The sequence below is a fragment of the Paenibacillus sp. FSL M8-0142 genome, assembly GCF_038597315.1.
GTDB lineage: Bacteria > Bacillota > Bacilli > Paenibacillales > Paenibacillaceae > Paenibacillus_AQ > Paenibacillus_AQ lactis.
On record NZ_CP152008.1, the window covers coordinates 3,556,251 to 3,580,127 of the forward strand.

Here is a 23,877-nt window from a genome sequence, read left to right on the forward strand (position 1 = left end):
ATTGGATTTTCCCTTTCCAAAGACAGTAAACGCTTTCAATACGCTATCATCTTATCATATCCCGTTAATTGTATACAAGTAAAATACATGTAAGCGAACTCTTTCAAACTATAGACGACCAGCAGTTCGTTTCGTTCTTATTGAATAACAAGCTAAAAATCCGGGGAATATTAGGAGCAAAATATAACCTGAGGAGATTTAATTATGAAATTACGGTGGTTTCTGCCGCTATTGATAATCCTCATATGCTCTGGATGCGGCAGCCGAGCCCAACCTGTCCCCCAACAGCGACAAAATACGGTTGCCAACAACCTGACACAGTCATCCAATACTCCAAATTTATTAGATGGTTCTGAAAAGGCTGTCCGGACCACGAAACCCATGTCTCTTGCGGACTTAAGGGCAAAGTACCAAAGCACGTTCTGGCTTCATGGCCCGTCTTCCAAGCGCGAGGTCGCTTTAACTTTTGACGATGCGCCTGATGACGTATATACCCCTCAGATTTTGGATGCTTTAAAACGAGAAGGCGTCAGAGCAACGTTCTTTGTCGTTGGCAATCGGATTGAGGCTCACCCCGAAATCGTACAGCGTATGGTTGAAGAAGGTCATATTTTAGGAAACCATTCGTATAATCATGCGAATTTGCCCAAATTAAGTGATGAAGATTTCCGGAGTCAAATTAACAGGACAGACAAATTGATTCAGTCGTTTACGGGCTATCGGCCAACCTTCGTTCGACCTCCATACGGAAACATCAATGAGCCACAAATTCAATGGCTGGCAAGCCAACACAAAATCATCGTGAACTGGAATGTCGACTCATTGGACTGGAAAGGATTAAACGCGGAGCAAGTCAAAAGCAACATTCTGGCCCACACTATGCCAGGGTCCATTATTTTGCAGCATGCTGCCGGAGGAGTTGGCGAGGATTTATCCGGGACCGTTCAAGCGTTACCGGACATCATCAGAAGCCTTCGAAATCAAAATGTTACGTTGGTTACCATCCCGGAACTGCTCGATGAATCGATTCGCCGCTAATCCGATATAAAAATACACTGACGAGCTTAGAGAATCCCTCTACAGGCTCGTCAGTGTTAAAATTATGGTATCCCGTTTCTAATAACCAATCTAATCGGCAAAAAGCATCTCCTCAAATTTCAGGTGAACCCCTTTCACACCGCGATCCACATCGTAATTCGACAATACAGCGAGCGTATAACCGGTATTTAAGTACGTAACCGATCATCCTCCGAAAGTTTCTGCATAAATGAGACAAAGGCTTCCAAGTCCATTTCCTTCAGTCGCAAGTTCATCATTGAATATCGCTCCTATTATAAATTCAAATGGTTCTAACGAACTTTAACCACGGGAATCCATAACTCGACCTCGATTTCTTCCGTAAACACCTGTTTTTCCAAACCAGCTTCGATTTCAGGACCGACTTGGATCATGGGTCCCTCAACTTGCTCATATCCCGAGGAAGGAAACCATTCGCCATAAATCCGGTGCCACTTTTCTTGTTCCCATGGAATTTCCACTTCAAATATGGCCCAAGTCATTGCAGGCACAATAAAGTGTGTAAAGTGTTCAGGACAAGATGCTGTTGAAGCAACAGCCATATAATAATCAAAATCTTGCTTCCCAAACAGTCCTCCTTCTCCGAGATGAACATGCGATATTCCGTAAGGTGCTTGGTTGTTTAGCGATTTCAGCTTGGCATACCGTTCATGGTCTGTCGATTTCCAAACCTGCACTACACCAGGATGTTCACCCGAGGCGATGGGTGTGACTCTATTTCTTATCCCGATCACTTGAAATGCGTCCTTTTGCTCGATTCTATACTTCATGGGCTCACTACCTCCTATGGATAATCGAAAGGTCATGGGAGGATATGCTTTTAAGGAATGCCCGGCAGTTCTCGCCTCAGTCGGTGTAATTCCATGTAATGCCTGAAAAGCTCGGGTGAATGCATCGGCCGATTGATAACCGTACTTCATGGCGGTGTCGATGACTTTGACTGATCTGTCCTGCAGATCAATCGCTGCAAGCGTAAGACGTCTGCGACGAATATATTCTTGTAGAGGAATACCTGCCAAGTATGAAAACATCCTTTTGAAGTGAAAAATGGAGCAGCAGGCTCGTTTAGCGATCTCACGTTCATCCATTTGGTTCTCAAGATTCTGTTCAATATAGTCTAATGCTTCATTCAAATGTTCAAGCACATTCATCCAATGACCCTCCTTTCCTCCATAGGATAACAGGGAATAACTGCATGCATCCGATACATCCTGTTCAACTTCTGCAGGGAGGCCGGGAATTAACTCATCTGCTGCTGAAGCAGTAATATCAATTAGTTATATTTAGCCAAGAGGGAACGGTCTTTTCAATCAACGCATGTAGCCCCCTATAGCCATAATTACTTAAGCAGCCCCTCAAGGACACTCCGATCGAAATCGTTTACGATTCGATAAGTCCAGCCATATCTTTTATGTCTGACTGCGCTGTTGTAAATTCGAATGTGATCGGGGCCATAAAAGAATACTCCGAACGTCCTGTAATTTGACGTGTACAACCGTATTTCATACTCGTCGTTATCGTAATTCCAGACATCACTCTTTCGCAGCTTAATTTCGGAAAGGCTGTCCATAAACCTGTCAATCGTGGCTTGATCTGTAATCTTAGTCAGCGATTCGTCCGAACGGAAGCGATTCTTACCGACATTCATCTCGATGATCTTCTCGGACTCCTTCAAATGATCGAGCAATAGCTCCTTGAACGAAGCTTTGGATTGATACGCATCGTAAACTATCCCGCTAATGACGATCAACGCGCACAGCGTCAAAAACACATACCATGAGCGCTTGCTCACGGAGCATCCCCCCTTTGTTTTATTTTGCTGCATCTGTGGTTTCCCAGAAGCATCAAACAACAATTAACAAGACAAATTCAATTGTAACATAAGGATTTGCAGGAAAATGCTGATAAATAAGTTTCGTAAATACTCTTGTTAATCTGAATAAAAAATAACCATCAATCTAAGACGGTTATTTGTACTCTTCTATTTTTTAATCTTGCAAATGAAAAAAGGGTACTCCGGGAACTCATCGTATACATTCTTTTGTTCTATCTGAAACGCAGTTCCCTTTATGTAAAATTCCAGCTTTTCCAGGAAGGAGTATTTAAGGCTTGCCATAAACATAAGGTATCCTCCTTGCTTCAGTAAGCTGAAACAAGAATCCAAGCATCTGTTGAAGTCGCCGGTCTCGTTGATCGCAGAACCTATTAAAGTTACAATGTCAAACTCCCCTCTAGGCAAGTCGGAATCAAAAATGCTTTTACATAAAACCTTAGAAGGATTGCGATGCCCTTCGCGTTTTTGCCTATAGGCAAATATCTCACATATATCATTGTCGATATCAATACTTGTTAATACTCCTTTTCCTTTAAGCCAGTATCCAAGGTAATCATCCCAATCCCCAGTACCAATTCCAACATTGCATACCTGAATACCTCAGTAGGCTTGAACGATTTTCGCACATAATCTCTTGTCACCACTTCTGTATACAGACATGGCGGAGAAGAATTCCATTCGCCGGCTTCGGGACTTTTTAACTCAAGATAATAACGAAATAACTTTTCGTCCATGTTCATCGAGAACTCCTCCAAGTATCTATAATGCTCGGATGGCTAACCCCGCTTATAGCGGATGGATATCTGCCGAGCGCTCGTGTCGACGGTTCAATAGAACGTTCAACCGTTCGGAGAACAACATCATGGCTGCTGCCGAAACGGCGATATAGATCGGAAAGACTCCGATCGTTGCGAACCCGGCCAGCAGTCCCAGAAGCGGCGGAAGCAACGTGCTGCCTGTGTAGGCAACGGCCATCTGGTAACCCATGATTTTTCCGGCATGCTCTTGGCCGAATCGAACCGGCGTCTCATGCAGCATGCATGGATAGATTGGCGCGAGTCCCAGTCCCATGATCAGCAATCCGGCCAGCGCACAACCGGTCGGAAGCGGCAGCAGCAGGAGCAGCACCCCGGTAAGCGTCAGGATCTGTCCGCCTCGAATGAGCAGCCGATTGCTTAATTTGAATGTAATGAATCCGGTGATGAATCTTCCGATCGTAATGCCTGCAAAATAAATCGAACCCCACAGCGCGGCTTCGTCAGCGGCCAGTCCCCGCTCTTTCACCAAATAGCTGCTGCCCCATAAGCCCACTGTCATTTCAACCCCGCAGTAGAATAAGAACGATGCCAATGCGAGCTTGACGCCTTTCACTTGAAGCGGTTTGGACGCCACCTCCCTGCCCGAAGGAGATGCCGTCTCCGAATGCTCCACTTCCGAACGCGTACTCGCTTTCCCGGCCCGCGCCCTCCATAAAGGAAGCGTAAAGACCAGGATAATCACAAGTGCAAATTGAATGCCTGCCACGGCCAGATAGCCGTCTCTCCAGGATGCATTTCCCGATAAGAACGCGCCCATGATCATCGGCCCCGCTGTCGCGCCGACACCCCAAAAACAATGCAGCCAGCTCATGTGATGTGCCTTGTATCGTGCTGCAACGTAATGGTTGAGCGCTGCATCGACCGCACCTCCGCCAAGTCCGAGCGGAATGGCGCTGACGATTAACCACACGACAGATGGCGCATATGAAAATCCGATGAGTGCGCTGGCCGTCATCACACAGCTTGCAAGTGTCACGGTCCCCGTACCGAAACGCCGCACAACGACTCCGCTTAACAGGCTCGATACGATCGTCCCGACCGTAACGGTCATCGATAACAGCCCCGCTATCCCAAGCGGCGCGTTCAAGTCCAGCCGCATGACCGGCCATGAAGCGCCCAGCATGGAATCCGGCAGCCCGAGGCTGATAAACGCCAAATAAATAACTAGAAGCAATATAGTCCCCATTCATGTACTCTCCCGTTTTCAATTTCAATGGTCTGCAGAAATAAGCAGATTCAGCCCCAGCCTCTTTAATCCGTTCAAATAGTCTTCCTGCCAATCGCTGGCCGTAAGCTTCGGCAGATGCTCCTTCGAAATATAAGAAGCGCTTCTTGCCGAGATCGCGGTAAGAAGTCGATCGTTTACCTCATCACGGTTAAAGATGACGGCATTCGGGTTCAGAATCGCCGTTAATGAAGCAATCAGGCGGCTCACGGCATCAATCCTGTCAGCCTCATTGATGGCAGCATTCGTTCCTTCGACGTAAGTGATCGCTTGTTGGAAATTGCGCCTGTCATACAGGGGCACGAATGAGACTTCACCCGAGAAGGACGTGCTTCCCCGAACGACGTTTCCGTTGACCAGGATCCCTGCTCCCGGCCCGTTCTGGCCGAAATACAAATAGACGAGCGAAGGATTGTCTTGAACGTCCATTTTGTCGTAATAGCCCAATACAGCTGCGTTCATATCGTTCTCCACGACGACGGGAAGCTTAAAACGGGTCTCAAAATGATCCTTCAAGTCAAAATCATGATATTTCTCATAGCCCGGAATATATATGATCCGCCCGCCGTTCACTGATCCCGGGACGCCAAAAGCCAGCGAACCGATCCTAGGAAACCGCTTGATCAAGGATTCGATTTGCTCTGCCAACGTCTCAATACCGTCTAGCAGAAAGCCGGGAGAGATCCCTTTTTCCTTCACTTCGCCCATGCTGTTGTATATTGTGTATTGCGTTTCCGTTCTCTCAAGAAAAAGGGCGACGCTGAGCTGATAATCAGGATTATATGCGTAACGTTGAGCTCTTCTGCCGCCGCTGGATTCGTCGAGACCAAGCGTCAGCAGTTCGCCTGCCTCCTCCATCTGGTGGATAAACTTCGTGATCGTCGGAAAGCTGATTCCTAGCTTTTCGCTCAGCTCGACCTTCGTTGCACTGCCGCATGATAGAAGCGTGGCTCGAATGCCCCGGAGTATTTCCTTCTTCATGTCTTTCGGCGTTGATATCTTCTCGCTCACGGTAAGATCACCTCCGTTACCAATACTTATTAAACTACTTTAATAAGTATGCTTATCATAGCATGGAAACTGAGCAAGCGGAAGCCTCCATACGGAAAATACCAAGCAAACAAAAAAGCCGCGAAATTGAACTGCACCCCAATTGTTAGACACACGTTAACAGTTAGAGATGCAGTTTTTTAGCGACTTTTTCCAATCAAGGATCAAGCTTTTTTTTGCGTAACCACGCTTCGAACTGCTCCGGTTTACGTACATCATCCTCTAAGACTGCCGTGTAAATATCGTAGCTCTTTACCTCTTTTCCGTACTCCTGACGTGCTGCCCAGCTGCTTTTAATCTGCAGGATTGCATGACGCAGCTCCGGTGTTAGACGAGCAGGCATCGTTGCCACATGCTTAAGATCAGGCTGCTGATCCGGTTCATCGACAAACCATAGGTCCATCGACCAGTCCTTTCCTTTTGACGAGGTATACTTTACCCCAAGATATAGACCATCAGGGTAACTAGCATCTGTCCTAAAATCGCCCGAATCATTGAGGAATCGAAGCTCTCGCACACCGTTACTCGTCATCAGCCTGGAAGCAATTCGGGCAATTTCATCAACCTGGAGCTTCGAGCAGACCACGGTAATGTCAAGGTCTCTCCACACCATTAATCCGAGCGCGGAGCTGCCTACTCGTACCGGCGTTCCTGCTGTTGCCAGAAGCTCTTCCAGCCTCAGTTCCTTTACGACCTCATCCGCCTCATGTTGAAGCGCATCCTGCTGATTTAATAATTGGATATCATTCATTCACAACACCTCCTTGCTATGCTAGCATACTTTCATCCAAGTAGATATTACAAACTTCCGATTATACTAATCTAGATAATCTAATGATCTGCTCATTCGGCCTTATCGGGATGCCCCCGCATTTTGAAGCACACGCTCTTCCCAGTCAATCCGATAATCGTACATCCAGCCATGCGAATCTTTATTGGCGGATTTCAAGAACAGGGGCATCATCGTGTCCCGAAAAAAGGCCTGTACCCGGTTGGATGCATATTTACGCTGTCCTAAGGTGCGAGAATATCGCACGATTCGCTCTACGCGTTCATGCCTGAGCGACCGGAACGTGGTGAACGCAAGTTCAAGATCGTCGATATCCCGTATGCATTTCGTCAGCATCATCGCATCCTCCAATGCCATCGAGGCGCCTTGACCGGCATTCGGAGACGTCGCATGAACGGCATCCCCGATCAATACGGCCGGACCTTTGTGCCACGTCGGCTGCGGCGGCATATCGTAGATTGGAAACGCACCGATATCTCCCTGTGTTGATCGAATGATGTCCTGAATCAGCGGATCATCGCCCTTATATAATTCCGTGGTTCTGTGGCGCCATTCCGACTGAGAGATTGCTAACATGTCTCTGCGGGTCGGTATTCCCTTAACCTCCTCGTTTCCAAACCAGAATACCTCACCTGATGGCTGAACAATATATCCGAAAAATGCTCGGTTGCCGAACACCATCTGTTGTACGCCCGGCACAAACGGTACTTTTACCCCTTTGGAGAATCCCCCAATGCTTATGAGGCCCGTGAATTGGGGCTGCGGCGCATCCGGCAGCAGGCTTTTGCGCAAGGAGGAATGAATGCCGTCACAGCCGACGACGAATCTCACGGTTTCCGTCATACCGTTTTCAAACTCCAGCTCCGCTTCCGCGTTTCCGCTCTTCATACGCACCAGCTTGGCTCCAAGCACAAGGGGAATTTGCTGTCGGATGACTTCATCCCGCAGGACGCGGTGCAGGAATCCACGCTTTACGGTGTATCCTTGCGGCTCTCCTTCCATATGACCGACCTCACCGAGCGGCTTGCCCTTCCCGTTACGAAACCGCATCACTCGCATTTCAAAGCCTTCGCTGCGAATCGGTTGATCGATGCCTAATTCCTTCAGGACACGCAAGCCGTTGCGGCCCACGTTTAGAAATAAGCCTGCATAGTCGTCATGCGTCGAGGCTGCCTCATAGATGACAGGATTCCAGCCGATTCGCTTTAGAAATAATGCCACTGCCGGTCCTGCAATTCCGCACCCGATCACCGCTACCTTGTTATTGTTCGTATTCATATTCCTTCCATCTCCTTTATCTTAATTATTAAGATATATTACGTGAATTTATCTTGAATCCTATCGTTCAACCCATCGTTCATAAATGCTTATTCAGGATGATTGCCCGTATCGCTGCCTATTGCGAATGGCGTGTAGACATTCTCATATGCCACATGCATGGTCATTCCTTTTCGTGCATGATCCAGATTATGGCAGTGATCCATCCATAGGCCGGGATTATTTGCCAAGAATGCGACTTCGAACGTCTCGCCAGGTTCAATATTTAACGTATCCAGGACGAGCGGGCTTCCGCTGATCGGTTCGCCGTTCCTGCTGAGGACCTGGATATGATGCCCATGTAGGTGCATAGGATGGTCGGCAAAGCTCCGATTGACGAAGGTCGTTTTTACGATATCCCCCTCCCTGACCATGAGAGTTGGGGTTTCCGGAAACGCCTTTCCGTTGATTACCCATTGCTGTCCCGCTTCTCCGTTATAAGTGCCAAAGTACGTCTGATCTAAAATCACCGTAAACGATCGGTCGAAGTCGGTCGAAGGATTGAACGGAGTGTCTGCTGGCGATCCATACCCTGTGATGTCTAACACCGTGCCTTTCTGGAGTATGTCCGGTTCACCTTGCCCATCCTGACTGTATACAATGCCGATCGGATCTGGTTCCGATATCATTGTCAAAGTGACCGGCGTCTTTGGCATGGTGAAAATGACATCATAGCGCCCTCCCCCACCGATCCGCAATAAGCTGTCCGTCAGCGTTCCCGGCTCATTGAGCTCATAGCCGTCGACGGCGGCTACCTTATAAGATACGCCGTTCAATGTGAAGGTCTGCGTCAAGTTCCCCGCATTAACGAGCCGAAGCCTTACGGGTGTTCCCGGTATTACCTTCTGCCGCTGGAACGTATCGGCCAAACCGAGCGCTGCAATTTCCCTGCTGCCCGGCGTCACCCAATGATGGGCCATCACGGTCGCATCCATCGTTTCCGAATCTTGCTGATTGGACGGACGAATGACGAATGAACCGAACAGTCCCTTTTGCACTTGAATGGAAGATTGCTGGTGGGAGTGATACCAGTGGGTTCCCGTTTCATTGACGACAAAACGGTAGGTATACGACTCGCCGGGCATCACGGCATCCTGGGTCATTCCGGCAACGCCATCCTCGCCATTCGGAACATCAACGCCGTGCCAGTGAAGCGTAACGCCGCTCGCAATGTTTTTGTTCACTAACCGTACTTCGACCAGATCACCCTCATCCGCTTCAAGCGCGGGTCCCGGGATCTGCCCGTTGAACGTCCACGCTTCGATGGCTTCGCCGGAAGCCAGACGGAGCGTCTTCGTCTCGGCGCTCAATACATACTTTTTGTCGGGAATACCTGTTTGGGGACCTTTGAGCTCCGTGACGCTCACTGGATTTCCACTCGTCCCGGTAACATGCCCCTGGTGGTGGGCGTGCATTTGATCGGCTTCAAGGATATCACCTCCCCCAAAATCGGCGGTGCGATGGTGAACCATGGGCATCGTGCCGGGTAATTCACTCATTCTCATGGATATCACCAATCCGGCGAGCGCGGTTCCAAGCACAAGAATGGAATACAATGCGCCCCTAGCATTTCTTTGGATACGTTTGGGCGGGCGGTTATCTACAATTCTTAATCTCCTGCCGTGATGAAGGCTAAGCAATAGTGCTGAAAGGATTAAGGCCCCGCCGTATATCAATAAATCCCTCAGGTTAGGGATAGCCGGGATGTCAATCGCCACAAGCCACAATGCAATTACAGCTCCAACGAACATAACATGAACGGTGACTATGACCGATTGCTTGGGGTGACGATCCATCGATTCCCGCGACAGCTTCGGCCGTGCAACCATCCGTACGGCAGCCAACGGCAGGCCAAGCAGCGGTAAAATAACGATGACTCGGTCCATGACGTACAGCCAGCCGAACTGAAGCATAATGATCAGGATGACGGCTGCCCACAGGATGATCAGGCTGCTGCCGATGGCCACACCGAGTTGCGCCGCCCTTACCCAACGCCGGTAGCTCGGGTTGCGTCCTCTAACATATTTAAGATGATTTACTACAAATCCAGTTCCCCCCCAGACCGCAATGGAACACAGTAATAGCAGAAATTCAATTCCCATTAGTGATTCGAACAAGACTGTTCCCCCCATCTAATTATCTTAATCATTAAGATATATGATGATCAAAATCATTATGTTCATTTTACAATAATGAGGGGATGCCGCATTGGTCTCAAGACTGATTCTTCACCTGGACTCTGGATGGAGATGTTGATACCAGCGGTGTTTTTTTAATGCAAGATAGCTGTTATGGTATACTTCATGTATCGCTATGTTTAAAGGTGGTATCGTATGAAACCGACACAACAAGACCTGCAGCAGTCGCTTACCGAGGCTTCCAAACAATTATCAACGCAAACCGTCATGTTCCATCAAGCGGTCGCGGCGCATCTGGGTCTTAACATTACGGATCATAAATGTATGGATCTGATCCTGAGCAAAGGAAGGGTCACGGCGGGACAGCTCGCCGAATGGACCGGCCTAACCACGGGGGCGATAACAAGCGTCCTCAACCGATTGGAGAAGGCAGGCTTCATCCGCAGGGCCAAGGATCCCGGCGATCTCAGGGTGGTTTATGCCGAGCCCGTCTATTCGCAATTGCATGCGATTAAAGAGGTTTTCGCTCCATTAAACGATGCCATGCTAGACTTATATTCGAAGTACGATCAAGATCAGCTGGAGACCATACTCGATTACATCCTTCATTCCAATCAAATTCTGCGCGGCCTCATCGAACAGCTTCGCAAGTCCGCGAAGGAATAGAAAATAACCGCGATTTTGCATCTATTAACTTGTGTACGCCTTTACTCTATATAGGTTTTATGAAAAAAAGACAGCCGATCACACGATCGCCTGTCTCTGTATGTGTATGAGAAAATCTTCTATCTATTAACAAGTAGAATGGTAAGACAATACCTCTTGTAATGTTGGAATTGCATCCTGACCGCCGGATCGGGAAACCTTGATACCTGCCGCGACGCTAGCAAATTTTACGGCTTCAACCAGATCGTTCGTTTCAAGCAGCGAACTGGCAAGTGCTCCCGCAAAGCAATCTCCCGCTCCAACCGTGTCGACGGCTTGGACTTTGATGGCCTCGATATACGTCGGTGTGTCATTCTGGTAGACGAGGCTTCCGTTTTCCGCCATTTTCACGACCGATTGCGGGATGCCCATCTCCTTCAGCTTGATGGCAGCTTGCAGCGCGGTTTCTTGATCGACTACATCAATGCCCGTAATGGCTTTGGTCTCTTGTTTATTCGGTAAAATGAGGTCTGCGTATTGAAATGCCTCCTCGAATATACCCTCAGCCGGAGCCGGGTCCAAAATGACGAACATCTTTCTTTTGCGGGCCTCCTGCATGGCGGCAAGTATGGATTCCTTACTGGTTTCCATTTGGACCAGCAGGATCTTGGCATCGAGCTGATCAAAAATCTGCTCAATGTCTTTTCTTAAAATATGGTCGTTCGCCCCTTTGGTCCCTACCATCGTATTCTCGCCGCGCACATCAATCATCGCAACAAATGTACCCGTTCCGCTTGTTTCCACTTCGAGAACATGGCTGACATCTACATTCTTGACCTCCAGGTTTCTCAGCAGCTGACTGCCTGCGCTATCTTTGCCGACTGCGCCGATCAAAGCTGTTTTTTTATTCAACTGAGCAGCCGTCACCGCCTGATTCGCACCTTTTCCCCCCGGCGTCATATTGATCGAGTTACAAAACACGGTATCTCCATAGGCAGGATACTTGTCCGTATTCACGATGACGTCCATATTGATGCTGCCAACAACCAAAATATCATAGTTCTTCTTCATGGTGATTTCCCCTATCTCGGATTTTCGTTTAGTTGAAAAGCTTGCGTGTATTTGCGACATTATCCTGAATAGAGCCGGCATCATTGAATACGGCGCTTGTTCCCAGCACATACATGGAAGCTCCGGCCTCCCTGCATTTCGGAATCGTTCCGGCGCCGATATTGCCATCGACTTGGATCTCGATGTCCATGCCTGTGCTTTGAATGAATGCATGAAGCTCAGCGATTTTGTCATACATCGCGGGAATAAACGTTTGTCCTGCAAATCCGGGATTCACGGTCATGAGAACTACGTAATCGGTTACGTTATAGACATACTTAAGAAAATCGAGCGAGGTTGCAGGATTTATTGCCACCCCAGCCCGAATTCCCAAGCTTTTGATTTTGGTTAAAGAGCTTTGCAGATGTGCGGTCGCTTCTTCATGAATGGAGATCATGTCCGCTCCGCAATCGGCGAATAACTCGATATAATTCTCCGGTTTGTTAACCATCAAGTGAATATCAAGCGGCTTGTCCGTTAATTTGCGGACCGTCCGGACAAAGTCGGGGCCGAGCGTGAAGTTCGGAACGAAATTCCCGTCCATAATATCGATATGGTAAAAATCGACGCCCGCCTTGTCCAGCTCCGAAATCTGGGACTCCAGGTTGCCAAGATCCGCACACATTAATGATGGACCTAATTTATACATGGTTTACTGCTCCTTTACGTCGTAGCGGAGGAGTTCCTTATGATTAAATCAGGTTCCAGGTTATATTGTTTCGATTGCCCGTTCTTGTCCTGAATCAGCCGTAACAGCTCCTGAACAGCGATTTTTCCGATCTCTGATTTTTTCTGATCCACTGTCGTAAGCGTAGGCGTAATAAAGGAACCGGAACTGATGTTATCATAACCAACGATTTTTACTTGTTCAGGCAAGCGTATATTAAATTCATTGCAAGCGTGAATCGCTCCGATGGCCATGGCATCATTTGAACTGACGATGCTATCAAACGGCTTGCCAGACGAAATGTATTGCTTGATCTGGTGATAACCGCTTTCCATGCTGAAGTCACCGTAAACGATGCTTGTATGTACAGGATGCGGCGCATGCTCCACCGCTTTCCGGAACCCGGCAAAGCGATCATTGGAGCTCTTCTCGTCTTTCGGACCGGATAAAAATACGATATTGCTGCATCCGGAATCACAGATAAGATGATTCGCCGCCTTCCATGCACCAAGCTGATGATCCACCGTGACAGCCGAATAGGCATGCTCGAAATTTGCCCGGTCGATCGTAATCGTCCGAATGCCTCGCGCCTCTAGCATGGCCAAGTCATCGGCATTGACATGCAGCGAGTTGATGATAGCACCGCTTACATAATGGTCCACCATCGAGTCCAAGTAATATTTGACCTTGGAGCGTTGATCGTCGCTGTTGCACAAGAAAATATTATACCCTTCCGCGTTAGCCGCCGTCTCGATCTCCTTCACCAGCTCCGGAAAAAACGGGTTATTGAGCGTAGGCACCAATAGGCCGATCAAATCCGAAGTTCGCTTGGAAAGGCTTTTCGCAAGCAGGTTAGGCTTGTAATTCAATCGTTTAATGACTTGTTCTACACGGGCAATCGTTTCGGGGCTAGCTTCTCCCTTATTGTTGATAATCCTGGAAACTGTCGCTACAGAAACCCCTGCTTCTCTTGCTACATCTCGAATTGTTGTCATAAATTAGTATCCCTCATTTACGTAACCGGTTACTGACTAGTTAAGCATGGATCATTTTTTCTGTCAAATTTAATTTTAACCCCTTGCATAATTTTTTTGCATGTGCTAGATTTCAACTATCCCTCAAGTCACGTAACCGGTTACGACCTTGTTGAGGAAGTGACCTGATGTTTATTGATACGATGAATAATCTATTTAACGGCTTCATCAATCTCGGCGGACCCGCCATGATGTTTGTCATTATTACTGTGCTTTCGCTGCTAGTCGGCGTATCCATCTCGAAGTCTTTGGAAGGCGGCCTTCGGATGGCGGTTGCGCTGACCGGTATGGGCGCGGTCATTTCACTGTTGACCAGCTCCTTTGCTCCTGCGCTCGAGCAGTTTGTTGAATCTACGGGCGTATCCTTGTCGATTACGGACCTTGGCTGGGCACCGCTCGCCGTTATTACTTGGGGCTCCGTGTATACGCTTTACTTTGCCTTTGTCTGCCTGGTTGTCAATTTTATTATGCTGATTACCAAAATGACGACCACGTTGAACGTTGACTTATTTAATATCTGGAATTTATCGGTCATCGGGCTGTTAACGCTGTATTACTCGAATCAAAATTTCATTCTGACGACCTTGTTTGTCATGATGATCTATGCACTGATGCTGATCAATGCGGATGTCATGAAGCCGACGATCAATAAGCTCCTTGATTACGATGATACGAATATCACCACAACAGCGCATCCGAGCTTGTTGATTGCTCCTGTTGTGATGATTTTTAATAAAATCATTGACGTGTGCCTTCCATTCATCGATAAGTATGATTTCAATGCCGAGGTTCTGAATAAGAAAATCGGTTTCTGGGGAAGCAAATTTGCCATTGGCGCTTATTTAGGCATCTTTATTGGACTTCTTGGCCAGCAGTCGGCTGCCGAGATCTTCACCTTGGCATTTACCGGAGGCGTTGCGCTTGAGTTGTTCGCGCTGGTAGGCGGATGGTTCGGTCCTGCCATTGAACCGCTTTCAAACGGCATTACGAAGCAAATGAGCAAGCGCTTAAAAGGCAGAACATTGCTCGTTGGCATCGATTGGCCGATCCTTGCGCCAAGAGCCGAGCTGTGGGCGGTTGCGAACATTCTGGCACCGATCCTGCTTATTATTTCGATCTTTTTGCCGGGCAATAAAGTGCTTCCGCTTGGAGGTATTCTGTTAACCGTACTGGCCCCTGCCCTGTTGATTATAACGAAAGGCCGGGTACTGCGAATGACCATCATTGGAACCGTTCTTATTCCTTTGTTCCTATGGGGCGCAACGTTTATCGCGGAATTTGTGACGGAGACGTCCAGAGCCATGAACAGCATTCCGGCGGGCCTGTCTGCAAACGCTCTATTCTCGTCCATTGACTCGGACCCGATTGAGAAAATGCTAGCCATCTTGATGGGAAGCGCCGTGAAGACCATGGATATGAAATGGATTGGACTTAGCATCGTTGCGGTAGCCCTCTATCTTCTCATGTTCTTCTGGTATTTCAAACAAATGCGCAAGGATCATGCTTAAAAAAGGAAACTCCTCCGTGTTTAATTCTCGGGGGAGTTTTCTGCTTTCTTCTAATGTATCGCCCTTCCATTCCAGTGTCTGTTAAGATCACGGAAACGGCATCCGAGTTCTCTCTTGCCTCGTTGCCCGTGGTTAACCAATTGCGAGCGGGCTGTTCTGAACGACGTTCAGCCATTCACGTGCAATCAATCGATGGCCCGCTGTCGTCGGATGGATCCCGTCCCAGATCCAATAATCCGCTCCAGTTCGAGCTGCGGCATCGTCGAAGGCTTTCTGCAACGGAACAAACAAAGCATCATAATTCTGTGCCAATTGCCGAACCACACTGCTGTATTCATGGATCATTTGACGCCATCTTTCCCAGCATTGCACGGTAGCCCCTGTCTTCAGCACAAACGGCTCGCATAACACGAGTCCCGTTCCAGGAAGAAGTTCTTTTGTCTCCTCAAGAATATGACGGTATGCCCTCTCGAATCGATCGCTGGCTCCTTCCGGAGCTCCTTCAATCACCCTTCCTGCATCGTTGACGCCGACCAATATGCTGATCAGGTCTGGCTGAAGAAAAATGGCATCCTCATTCCATCTCGCATACAAATCTGATGCACGATTGCCGCTAACCCCCCGATTAATAAACCGCGGCCGGGAATCCGCCAGTTCAAATCCCAGCTCAGCAGCAATAAGATACACGTAACCGTGCCCATGAATATGATTCGGATCGCCGTCGCGCCCGCGATTTCCATCCGTGATGGAATCGCCCTGAAACAATACGGTTTTGCCTGATGCTGTCATCCTCCCACTCCACCCCTTATGTTAGTAAGAACAGTATTACATTGTATCCAACGCCCCGTCCCTTATGATGATAAATGAAGCACGGGATCAAGGGTACCCTGAGGATTGGTTTGAAAATCATATATATTTTTGATCCGTTCCCGATCGAGCTCACGCTCTGGGCTAAGATTGAAATTCTCCGTTACCTGCTTGTAAGGCTTTGGTATAATTAGGAAGAGTTTTATAGAGAGGTGATCATTTCATGGATAATACATTGTCCTCGTATCGCTTGCGCCCCTTTAAGAACCAAGACCACGAGGCCTGCTTAGCCGTATTTGACAGTAACGTGCCCAAGTACTTTGCGGCTGAGGAACGACAAGACTATGCATTGTTCTTAGAGAAACTTCCAGGGCCATACTTTGTCTTGGAGAATGAGCGGGGTTCCGTCATTGCCTGCGGTGGATATGCGACAGGCAGAGATGATGAAAGCATTGCTGTACTTTGCTGGGGCATGGTGGATCGGAGTCTGCACCGCTCGGGAGTCGGGACAAAGCTTCTTACGGAACGGCTGCGCCGCATCAGCGCTGAACCGCAGTTTTCCATCGTAAAGATTGAGACATCTCCCCATAGTCGCGGCTTCTTTGAGCGGTTTGGGTTTACCGAGCTTGGAACGATTCCGGACGGCTTTGCGCCCGGGCTGGACCTTGTAAGAATGGAGCTAGACCTAGCGCTGGCATCCATCCGCCGTGCTTGTCCTGCTCTGGAGCTTCATTCGGTGGAACCTATCGGTTCCGGACAAAACAATGTCCTCAAGCTCGTCAACTCGGAGCTTATCTTCCGTTTCCCCAAGTATAAAGAAGGAACAACCCGTTTGAAGCGTGAAGCCGACCTTTTGAGCTTCATTGCCGATCGCCTCCCGCTGGATGTACCGCAGCCCGTGTTATGCTGCTTGGACGATGAAGCCATTTACCGGCCCTTCATCAGTTATCGGAAGCTGAACGGGGAACCTTTGGAAGCGGAACAACTGCAGCAGATCGGGGATGACGCCGTACGCCGGCGGCTGGCCGGGCAATTGGCGGGTTTCTTGCGTCACCTTCATAACATGAAGCTTGACGGCCTTTATAACGGGGAGCTTCGAACGTTTGATCCATATGCCGAATGGGCGGAATTATACGAGCGAATCCAAACCAAGCTGTACCCTTATTTGAAGCCAGAAGCGAGACAATGGACGGATCGGCATTTCGGGAAGTTTCTTCATGCGAAGTCCGATTCGCCAATCGCTCCGGCTTTGATTCACGGCGATTTTGGCACTTCAAACCTACTGTATGATCCGGATGAAATGCGAATTTGCGGCATATTGGATTTTGATGAAGCCGGTATCGGCGACCCGGCCGTTGATTATGCGGCGCTGCGCGCATCATATGGAGAGTCCTTTTTCAAGCTTGTGCTCGACGTATATCCGGAGGTTCATCAGCTTATGGACCGCGTTCTCTTTTACCAGGGCACTTTCGCGTTGCAGGAGGCGTTATTCGGCTTGGAAAACGGTGATTCGGAAGCGTTTCATGCCGGGATTGAGACGGTAAACGCGGGGGGTTAAACCATCGAGTCACCCTAAAGAAATCGAGCAGCTCGAATCGGTAATGAGCTGCTCTTTTTCTTATGGAATAAGACTTCTTCCGAGATGAGAAGAGTTTGCATCGACGATTCGTGCAGGGATACGATTACTAATGGACTCTGCTGCTTCAGGTCCTTGCCGTCAGCAGTTTCAACGCTTCGCGTCTGCTGAGCGGCTGAAGGAATTCATTTGCTGCGAACGCAAGCACGTCGTCAGGATTTACTTTCGCGTATTGGCGAAGCGCCCATCCGATCGCTTTGGCGATAAAAAACTCCTTTTCGTGACTACACATGCGGATATACTGAAATAACCGCTCCTTGTCGGTCCGGTCCTTGTAATGAAGCTGGAAGAGAATTGCTGAACGGCGAAGCCAGAGATTGTCCGACCGGATCCACCGATCCGGGTAACCCTCGATCTGCTCCGGGTAATGGGTCAGATAGCTTCCGGACAAGTTTCCGGCAAGAAAATCTACCGTATCCCACCAGGACTTATCAATGATCAACGATTCCAGAAGCTTGATTCGTGACTCTTCGGTCCGCTTCCCGCGGGCATCCAACAATGTCATCGCCACATTTTGAAATTCTCGCTCGGGCTGTGCCCACAGCAGCTTTACGATCTGTTCCAGCTGTTGTTCGTTTCCCGGTCTTCCATGCGCTTGAAGAAAGGTCTTCAATAGAGCGTTCCGCTCCGGCGTCTGGATACCTAAGAATGCGTACCGATTCTTCATATAGGCGGACATTGCAACGGCCTTATCCGGATGAGCATGGGTGCGGAACCATGAGGTAAGTTCAGCAACAAATCCTTCAACATTCATACGTATATCCTCCCTATTCATTTAGAAAATCATATCACAAGTCCATCGAGAGGAACATACGTTTTCGTTATTGCCGCTTCCAAACCTCGGATAACTCCTATGTGGCCTCCTTCAGCGCCTCCCTTCAAATCCACATCCGGAGGTTCAAATATGTTTTCCTGGCCCAGCCGGTATCCGCAACGTCCGCCTCGGTCGAGGAGCATGCCCGCATAATTCAGGCGCTTGAGAACAAGGATAGAGCGCTGGCCTCTTCGGTGATGAAGCAGAATCTGATTCGACCGATGAAGGAACTGTATGCTTTCATCCAAAATACCAAGGAAGGTGAGATGTAACAATGACGCATGCCAATCAGCGAGATTTGCGCATTCGCAGCAAGGTCATCAGCGAAGGCGTGAACCGGGTCCCGAACCGGGCCATGCTCCGGGCGGTAGGATTCAACGATGAGGATTTCAAGAAACCGATGATCGGGGTGGCAAGCACTTGGAGCGAGGTCACGCCATGCAATATCCATATCGACGCACTGGCCAAGGAAGCCAAGAAAGGCGTCCAGACCGGCGGCGGAGCTCCCCTAATTTTCAATACCATTACCGTGTCTGACGGCATTTCGATGGGACATGAAGGGATGCTCTTCTCCCTGCCAAGCCGGGAAATCATTGCCGATTCCATCGAAACCGTGGTGAACGCCGAACGTTTCGACGGTCTCGTTGCCATCGGCGGCTGTGACAAGAACACGCCGGCTTGTCTCATGGCCATCGGACGCATGAATCTCCCCGCAGTCTACGTCTATGGAGGCACCATTCAGCCCGGATCGCTCAATGGACGCGACGTCAATATCGTGACCGCCTTTGAAGCGGTCGGACAATATCATGACGGGAAAATGACCCCGGAGGAGCTCCATCAGATCGAGTGCCACGTATGTCCGGGTGCCGGCGCCTGCGGCGGCATGTATACTGCTAATACCATGGCCGCAGCGGCCGAGGCACTCGGTATGAGTCTGCCCGGTTCATCCTCCACGGCAGCCATAGCAAGCCATAAAGCCGATGAATGCGTCAAGGCTGGAGAAACGGTCGTTAAGCTGCTGGAAATGGGGATCTATCCCCGGGACATTATGACGAAAAAAGCCTTCGAAAATGCGATTACGGTTGTTATGGCCTTGGGAGGCTCAACCAATGCATTCTTGCATTTATTGGCTATCGCCCATTCGGTTGAGGTCGACCTGACCATCGACGACTTTGAGCGTATACGCAAAAAAGTTCCGCATCTTGCGGACCTTAAGCCGAGCGGTCAATATATGATGCAGGATTTGAGCAATGTCGGAGGCGTTCCTGCCGTGATGAAATTGCTGCTGGAGCACGGTCTTCTGCATGGGGATTGCTTGACCGTCACGGGGCGAACACTCGCCGAAAACTTGGCAGAGGTTCAGCCGCTTACGAGCGGCCAGGATGTGATCCGGCCGTTTGACCGGCCGCTGAAGCCTACCGGACCGCTCGTACTGCTGAAAGGCAATTTGGCGCCGGAAGGCGCCGTGGCCAAAATGTCCGGACTCGCCAAGCTTACATTCACCGGTCCTGCACGCGTGTTTGACAGTGAAGAAGAAGCTACGGAAGCCATTCTGAACGACCGCATACACAAAGGGGATGTGGTGGTTATCCGCTACTGCGGTCCAAAAGGCGGGCCGGGAATGCCTGAAATGCTGTCTGTCACGGCGATGATTGTCGGCAAAGGGCTTGGCGGCGAGGTCGCCCTCTTAACGGACGGTCGATTCTCCGGGGGATCGCATGGCTTCGTGGTCGGACATGTGGCGCCTGAAGCACAGGTTGGCGGACCGATCGCCCTCTTGCGCGAGGGGGACATCATCACCATCGACAGCGAAACACAGGAAATCAATATGCAGGTAACCTCTGAGGAGCTTGAAGCAAGAGCCAAGCAATGGACGCCGTTACCATTAAAGCATTCCAGCGGAGTCCTCCGCAAATATGCCAAGCTGGTATCCTCCGCCTCCAGAGGAGCCGTAACGGACTAATGTGCAGGGAGCGCCGCCTAATGCGGCGCTCCCTTTTTTTTTGCGAAAGACTTGATGCAGCTTTAACGTTCATGGACTTTAGGATTTATTTTGCTAAAGCTCCCTATTCTGCTGGACGAGAGCCGCCCACCTTCATCACGCGAATGAACGTCTCGTCATGCGCTTTTTCCACTAAATTGTATGAACGATTAACAAGATCTTCTCTCGATCAATTCGAAGTCGTCGTTACTGCAGCGGGGGCAGCCGGCGTTCTTCAGCTTCTCGATGGTTGCGACTTGCTGATTCGCTCCAACCGTTACTTGCTGCTTGCATTGCGTGCAGCTGTATGTGCGAACGGTTCGCTTGATCTCACCCGTGTAGATGGCATCCGGATATCGGCCTGCAAATTCTGCCGACATATGATCGGTCGTGCGAAGCACAAACATTTGGCTCCGGTTTCCGATCAGCTCCGCTCCCTCGTAAGCATTGAAGCTGGGATAATTGGCGTTGATGGTTAAGCCCATTCGAACGAACTCGCGCTGCATGGCCAGCATAACCTCCGGAGATTTGTGGGCGAACGAGAGAAAAACCGGCAGTCCTTGGACCATCTTCAGGGCACGGATTCCCCGTGAGACGAACAAATTCATCCCTGGCAGCGTGTAGGGCGGATCGGTATAAAAGCAGTCAAATTGACCATGCAGTTCCCGGGGCAGCGGCTCTCTGACATCATGAAGATGGCACACAATGGGCAGCTTTCGTTCAGTTGCGATACTCTCGATAAAGCCGATGAAGCGTTCGTCAATATCAACGACGTGCACGCTTGTTGCCGTGTGATCACCGGATGGAAACAGCTTTTGCAGCAGCAGCCCGATCGAAATGCTCACCAAATCATCATCACCTACGCACAGGATTTGCTTACCGATCAGGGTGTGATACTGCAAGCCAAGCACAGCCCTGCGCAAGCTGGTTTCGGGGGTGCAGGAAGATTGGTCGATCTGAACGTTGACTTGCGGCCGCGAAGAGAAGATTTGCTGCAAAACCGATAGGATCTCCCTCCAGTCGTCCGTATCCTCCCGTCCGAGAAGCATCGACTGATGGCAATCGCGCTCTAGCCCCGCGTATCCCCATTCGCGTTCAACCGATTGACGGCCTTCGAATGTGCACCGGACGCCGCGATCCTGAACAAGCGCCCCTGCCCGAATCAGCTCCTTCTTGATGGCGGCGGCAACCGGCGTCGGAAGCAAGGTTGCGCGCGCCAGCCCTTTCGTTGATATCCCCGGATTCAAATAGCATTCGATCAGGAATCGTTCAATAGCCATCGGTCCTTCCTGCAGTCGGATGTGCTGACTTGCTTGTGCTACGTATGGATTCATGTCCTATCACCCCTTCTAGTGGTAAAAAGCAAAAAGGACAGAAGTGAACATACGTTCACCCCTGTCCTCGTATAACCCTCACTAAACGCGTCAAAAAATAAAAAAATCCGTACGAAGAGTACGGACGCATACGCCTAGAAAAAGGTATCCCTAAGGTTGGTTATATCCGTTGTTCTTAACTAATTCCGCGACTTCGGTCCGCCAGCAAATAACGCCCCGGAATGGACATACGGGTAGCGTAAAGCGGATAAATACAAGCCAAAGTCCTTGTATGGAATTTGATTAGTTAAGAACACTCGCAGACATAAAACATTCCCCTTAGTAAAGTTACTCCCAATCTTACCGGAATGTCCCAGCGAAGTCAAGACGATCGTTTGCCTTCCTTTCTCTTGACACGCAGTCATTCCGTCGATATGATATTCCCTAGTTGTGACCAGTTAGTTTTTAATAAAACTTATTGGTCACAAAAGCGAATCAACTTCTTATTTTTGGCAGCTGGAAGTGTTATTCGCCCTTTTAAATCTTTATACTACTTAGAAAGCAGGTGCACGCTCATGTCAAATCCAACATCAGCTCATATCCCTCAAGAGCAAGGACCGCTGCCCATGAACAAAATCATAGCTTCGCTGGTCGCGGTTGTGATCGGAACCTTCATGGTTCTTCTGGACAGTACGGTTGTTAACGTCGCCATCCCTACATTGGTGAACTATTTCGACAGCTCGCTTCATCTCATCCAATGGTCGATTACCGCCTATACCTTATCCTTGTCGGCAGTCATTCCTTTAGCAGGCTGGATGTCGGATAAATTCAGTCCGAAACGTGTATTTCTGATCTCTATAGGTTTGTTTACCCTCGGATCGGTCTTATGCGCCTTCGCTCAAACGCCTCAGCAGGTGATCCTCTTTCGGATCCTGCAGGGCCTGGGCGGGGGGATGGTTTCCCCGATCGGCATGGCCATGGTCTACCGTATTGCCCCGCCCGAGAAACGAGGCTCCATTATCGGGATGCTTGGCATTCCGCTGCTGCTGGCTCCCGCTCTCGGTCCGGTGCTGTCCGGTTGGATGGTGGAATACGTAAGCTGGCAATGGATCTTTCTGATCAATCTGCCGATCGGTCTTCTGGGCCTCGTAATCGGGAAGAAATATTTGCCTGTCTTTCCGAAACAGAAGGCGCCGACGCTGGATAAGACGGGGTTAATCCTCGGGCCGTTGGCTTTTGCATTGATCACGTTCGGCGTTGGCGAAGGCGGGGTGAGCTGGAGTTCTGCCCGAACGTTATCCGGTCTCATCATCGGAGGCGCAGTGCTTCTTGTGTTTATTCTTTCTTGCTGGAGGAAAGCCGAACCGCTGCTGGAGCTGAGAGTTTTTCGATCGTCTGATTTCAGACGCGGGATTATCACATCCTGGTTCATGCAGGCCGCGATGTATGGAACGGTGCTGCTCTTTCCGCTTCTGCTTCAGCAAATCAAGGGATACTCACCGTTCACGACGGGTCTTATCTTGCTGCCGCAGGCCATCGGCTCTATGATATTCATGCCGTTAGCGGGCAGAATCTTCGATAAAGTCGGTGCCCGTCCGCCTCTCATTGCCGGCATGGCCTTGATGACGAGCGGATTGTTTGCGATGACCTTTCTCCGAACGGACACGCCGCTGCTCTTTATTCTAGTCGTTTTGTTTATGCAGGGCTCGGGGATGGGCTTGTCCATGATGTCGTTAAATACCTATGTATTAAATGCAACACCTCGGCATTTGGTCAGCAGGGTCACTCCACTCACCAGCGCATCGCAGCAGGTCATCGCCTCGTTTGCCATATCGGGCTTTACCGGCTTCCTAGCCTCCCGCATGAAGGCTAACCTGACCCTTTCCGGAACGAACGGGAATGTGCTGGAGGCAAGCCTGACTCCGTTTTGCGATACCTTCTTCGCTGCCGCATGTATTGCATGTGCGGGGCTTGCGCTCAGCTTCTTCATCCGGAAGCCGCAGCCTGTCGCCGCTGAGGTCTCCAGTCCGGGCGCGAGTTGAAGTTTCACGCTAAGCACGTCACGATGTGCCTGCATCAGGCAGGCATCCGTTGCCACAATATGCTGCCTCAT

General features: G+C 49.6%; 22 protein-coding genes. 7 read left to right on the forward strand and 15 right to left on the reverse strand.

All coding sequences use genetic code 11. The annotated features are described in order from the left end of the window. The first annotated feature begins 204 nt into the window (after positions 1–204). A complete protein-coding gene (locus tag NSQ46_RS16405) occupies positions 205–1,038 on the forward strand; it encodes a polysaccharide deacetylase family protein (protein WP_210094934.1) in 834 nt (277 codons plus the stop codon). Positions 1,039–1,349: 311 nt separating this feature from the next. Here NSQ46_RS16405 and NSQ46_RS16410 read toward each other — a convergent pair whose 3' ends face one another. The 9 genes from NSQ46_RS16410 to NSQ46_RS16450 all read right to left on the reverse strand — a co-directional run bounded on the left by NSQ46_RS16410 (position 1,350) and on the right by NSQ46_RS16450 (position 10,228). Next, positions 1,350–2,228 carry an AraC family transcriptional regulator gene (locus NSQ46_RS16410; protein WP_210094933.1) on the reverse strand — a complete coding sequence of 293 codons (879 nt, stop codon included), beginning with the start codon at positions 2,226–2,228 and terminating at the stop codon, positions 1,350–1,352. Between the two features lie 188 nt (positions 2,229–2,416). Further along, entirely contained in the window at positions 2,417–2,869 is a 453-nt protein-coding gene (locus NSQ46_RS16415) for a hypothetical protein (protein ID WP_210094932.1), read from the reverse strand. 189 nt (positions 2,870–3,058) lie between these two features. Beyond that, positions 3,059–3,508: a methyltransferase domain-containing protein gene (locus tag NSQ46_RS16420; protein WP_340901459.1), complete on the reverse strand. Its 450-nt coding sequence runs from the start codon at positions 3,506–3,508 to the stop codon at positions 3,059–3,061. Then, entirely contained in the window at positions 3,427–3,651 is a 225-nt protein-coding gene (locus NSQ46_RS16425) for a hypothetical protein (RefSeq protein ID WP_244869101.1), read from the reverse strand. Before NSQ46_RS16425 ends, NSQ46_RS16420 begins: the two co-directional genes overlap by 82 nt. Positions 3,652–3,697: 46 nt before the next feature. Continuing rightward, positions 3,698–4,915: an MFS transporter gene (locus NSQ46_RS16430; RefSeq protein WP_144867742.1), complete on the reverse strand. Its 1,218-nt coding sequence runs from the start codon at positions 4,913–4,915 to the stop codon at positions 3,698–3,700. 24 nt (positions 4,916–4,939) lie between these two features. Further along, entirely contained in the window at positions 4,940–5,965 is a 1,026-nt protein-coding gene (locus NSQ46_RS16435; protein WP_007131897.1) for an ROK family transcriptional regulator, read from the reverse strand. Positions 5,966–6,161: 196 nt separating this feature from the next. After that, a complete protein-coding gene (locus tag NSQ46_RS16440; RefSeq protein WP_341341856.1) occupies positions 6,162–6,755 on the reverse strand; it encodes a hypothetical protein in 594 nt (197 codons plus the stop codon). 102 nt (positions 6,756–6,857) lie between these two features. Beyond that, positions 6,858–8,072, reverse strand: coding sequence for an NAD(P)/FAD-dependent oxidoreductase (locus tag NSQ46_RS16445; RefSeq protein WP_251535052.1), 1,215 nt, complete (start codon positions 8,070–8,072; stop codon positions 6,858–6,860). 89 nt (positions 8,073–8,161) lie between these two features. Further along, the gene (locus NSQ46_RS16450) at positions 8,162–10,228 is read right to left on the reverse strand and encodes a multicopper oxidase family protein (protein WP_341341855.1); all 2,067 of its coding nucleotides are present in this window, start codon (positions 10,226–10,228) and stop codon (positions 8,162–8,164) included. 216 nt (positions 10,229–10,444) lie between these two features. Between NSQ46_RS16450 and NSQ46_RS16455 the strand changes: the two genes are divergently transcribed. Next, complete coding sequence (locus NSQ46_RS16455; protein WP_028405720.1) at positions 10,445–10,915, forward strand: MarR family transcriptional regulator; 471 nt, start codon at positions 10,445–10,447, stop codon at positions 10,913–10,915. Positions 10,916–11,041: 126 nt separating this feature from the next. On the opposite strand, the gene NSQ46_RS16460 is transcribed toward NSQ46_RS16455, so the two are convergent. From NSQ46_RS16460 to NSQ46_RS16470, 3 genes are read right to left on the reverse strand one after another with little or no spacing between them, the layout of a single operon-like run. Next, positions 11,042–11,965 (reverse strand): ribokinase, encoded by a 924-nt coding sequence (locus NSQ46_RS16460; RefSeq protein ID WP_341341854.1) that lies wholly within the window; start codon positions 11,963–11,965, stop codon positions 11,042–11,044. Positions 11,966–11,993: 28 nt separating this feature from the next. After that, positions 11,994–12,653 carry a ribulose-phosphate 3-epimerase gene (gene rpe, locus NSQ46_RS16465; protein ID WP_007131891.1) on the reverse strand — a complete coding sequence of 220 codons (660 nt, stop codon included), beginning with the start codon at positions 12,651–12,653 and terminating at the stop codon, positions 11,994–11,996. 14 nt (positions 12,654–12,667) lie between these two features. Beyond that, the gene (locus NSQ46_RS16470) at positions 12,668–13,666 is read right to left on the reverse strand and encodes a LacI family DNA-binding transcriptional regulator (protein WP_144867752.1); all 999 of its coding nucleotides are present in this window, start codon (positions 13,664–13,666) and stop codon (positions 12,668–12,670) included. Positions 13,667–13,833: 167 nt separating this feature from the next. Here NSQ46_RS16470 and NSQ46_RS16475 point away from each other — a divergent pair, with 167 nt between their 5' ends. After that, entirely contained in the window at positions 13,834–15,213 is a 1,380-nt protein-coding gene (locus NSQ46_RS16475; protein ID WP_007131889.1) for a PTS transporter subunit IIC, read from the forward strand. Between the two features lie 132 nt (positions 15,214–15,345). Here the strand turns inward: NSQ46_RS16475 and NSQ46_RS16480 are convergent, their stop codons facing one another. Continuing rightward, complete coding sequence (locus NSQ46_RS16480; protein WP_144867754.1) at positions 15,346–16,002, reverse strand: SGNH/GDSL hydrolase family protein; 657 nt, start codon at positions 16,000–16,002, stop codon at positions 15,346–15,348. Positions 16,003–16,243: 241 nt separating this feature from the next. Here NSQ46_RS16480 and NSQ46_RS16485 point away from each other — a divergent pair, with 241 nt between their 5' ends. Further along, on the forward strand, positions 16,244–17,578 hold the full coding sequence (locus tag NSQ46_RS16485; protein ID WP_341341853.1) for a GNAT family N-acetyltransferase: 1,335 nt from the start codon (positions 16,244–16,246) through the stop codon (positions 17,576–17,578). A 145-nt stretch (positions 17,579–17,723) separates the two neighbouring features. Here the strand turns inward: NSQ46_RS16485 and NSQ46_RS16490 are convergent, their stop codons facing one another. Beyond that, complete coding sequence (locus NSQ46_RS16490; RefSeq protein WP_144878542.1) at positions 17,724–18,410, reverse strand: DNA alkylation repair protein; 687 nt, start codon at positions 18,408–18,410, stop codon at positions 17,724–17,726. 56 nt (positions 18,411–18,466) lie between these two features. Here NSQ46_RS16490 and NSQ46_RS16495 point away from each other — a divergent pair, with 56 nt between their 5' ends. Next, positions 18,467–18,742: an FCD domain-containing protein gene (locus tag NSQ46_RS16495; RefSeq protein ID WP_342577004.1), complete on the forward strand. Its 276-nt coding sequence runs from the start codon at positions 18,467–18,469 to the stop codon at positions 18,740–18,742. 2 nt (positions 18,743–18,744) lie between these two features. Further along, positions 18,745–20,433 carry a dihydroxy-acid dehydratase gene (ilvD, locus tag NSQ46_RS16500; protein ID WP_210094927.1) on the forward strand — a complete coding sequence of 563 codons (1,689 nt, stop codon included), beginning with the start codon at positions 18,745–18,747 and terminating at the stop codon, positions 20,431–20,433. Positions 20,434–20,621: 188 nt separating this feature from the next. Here the strand turns inward: ilvD and NSQ46_RS16505 are convergent, their stop codons facing one another. Further along, positions 20,622–21,785 carry a bis-aminopropyl spermidine synthase family protein gene (locus NSQ46_RS16505; protein WP_213614016.1) on the reverse strand — a complete coding sequence of 388 codons (1,164 nt, stop codon included), beginning with the start codon at positions 21,783–21,785 and terminating at the stop codon, positions 20,622–20,624. Positions 21,786–22,390: 605 nt separating this feature from the next. Here NSQ46_RS16505 and NSQ46_RS16510 point away from each other — a divergent pair. Beyond that, positions 22,391–23,806, forward strand: a complete 1,416-nt coding sequence (locus NSQ46_RS16510) for an MDR family MFS transporter (RefSeq protein WP_306436991.1) — start codon at positions 22,391–22,393, stop codon at positions 23,804–23,806. The last annotated feature ends 71 nt before the right edge of the window (positions 23,807–23,877 follow it).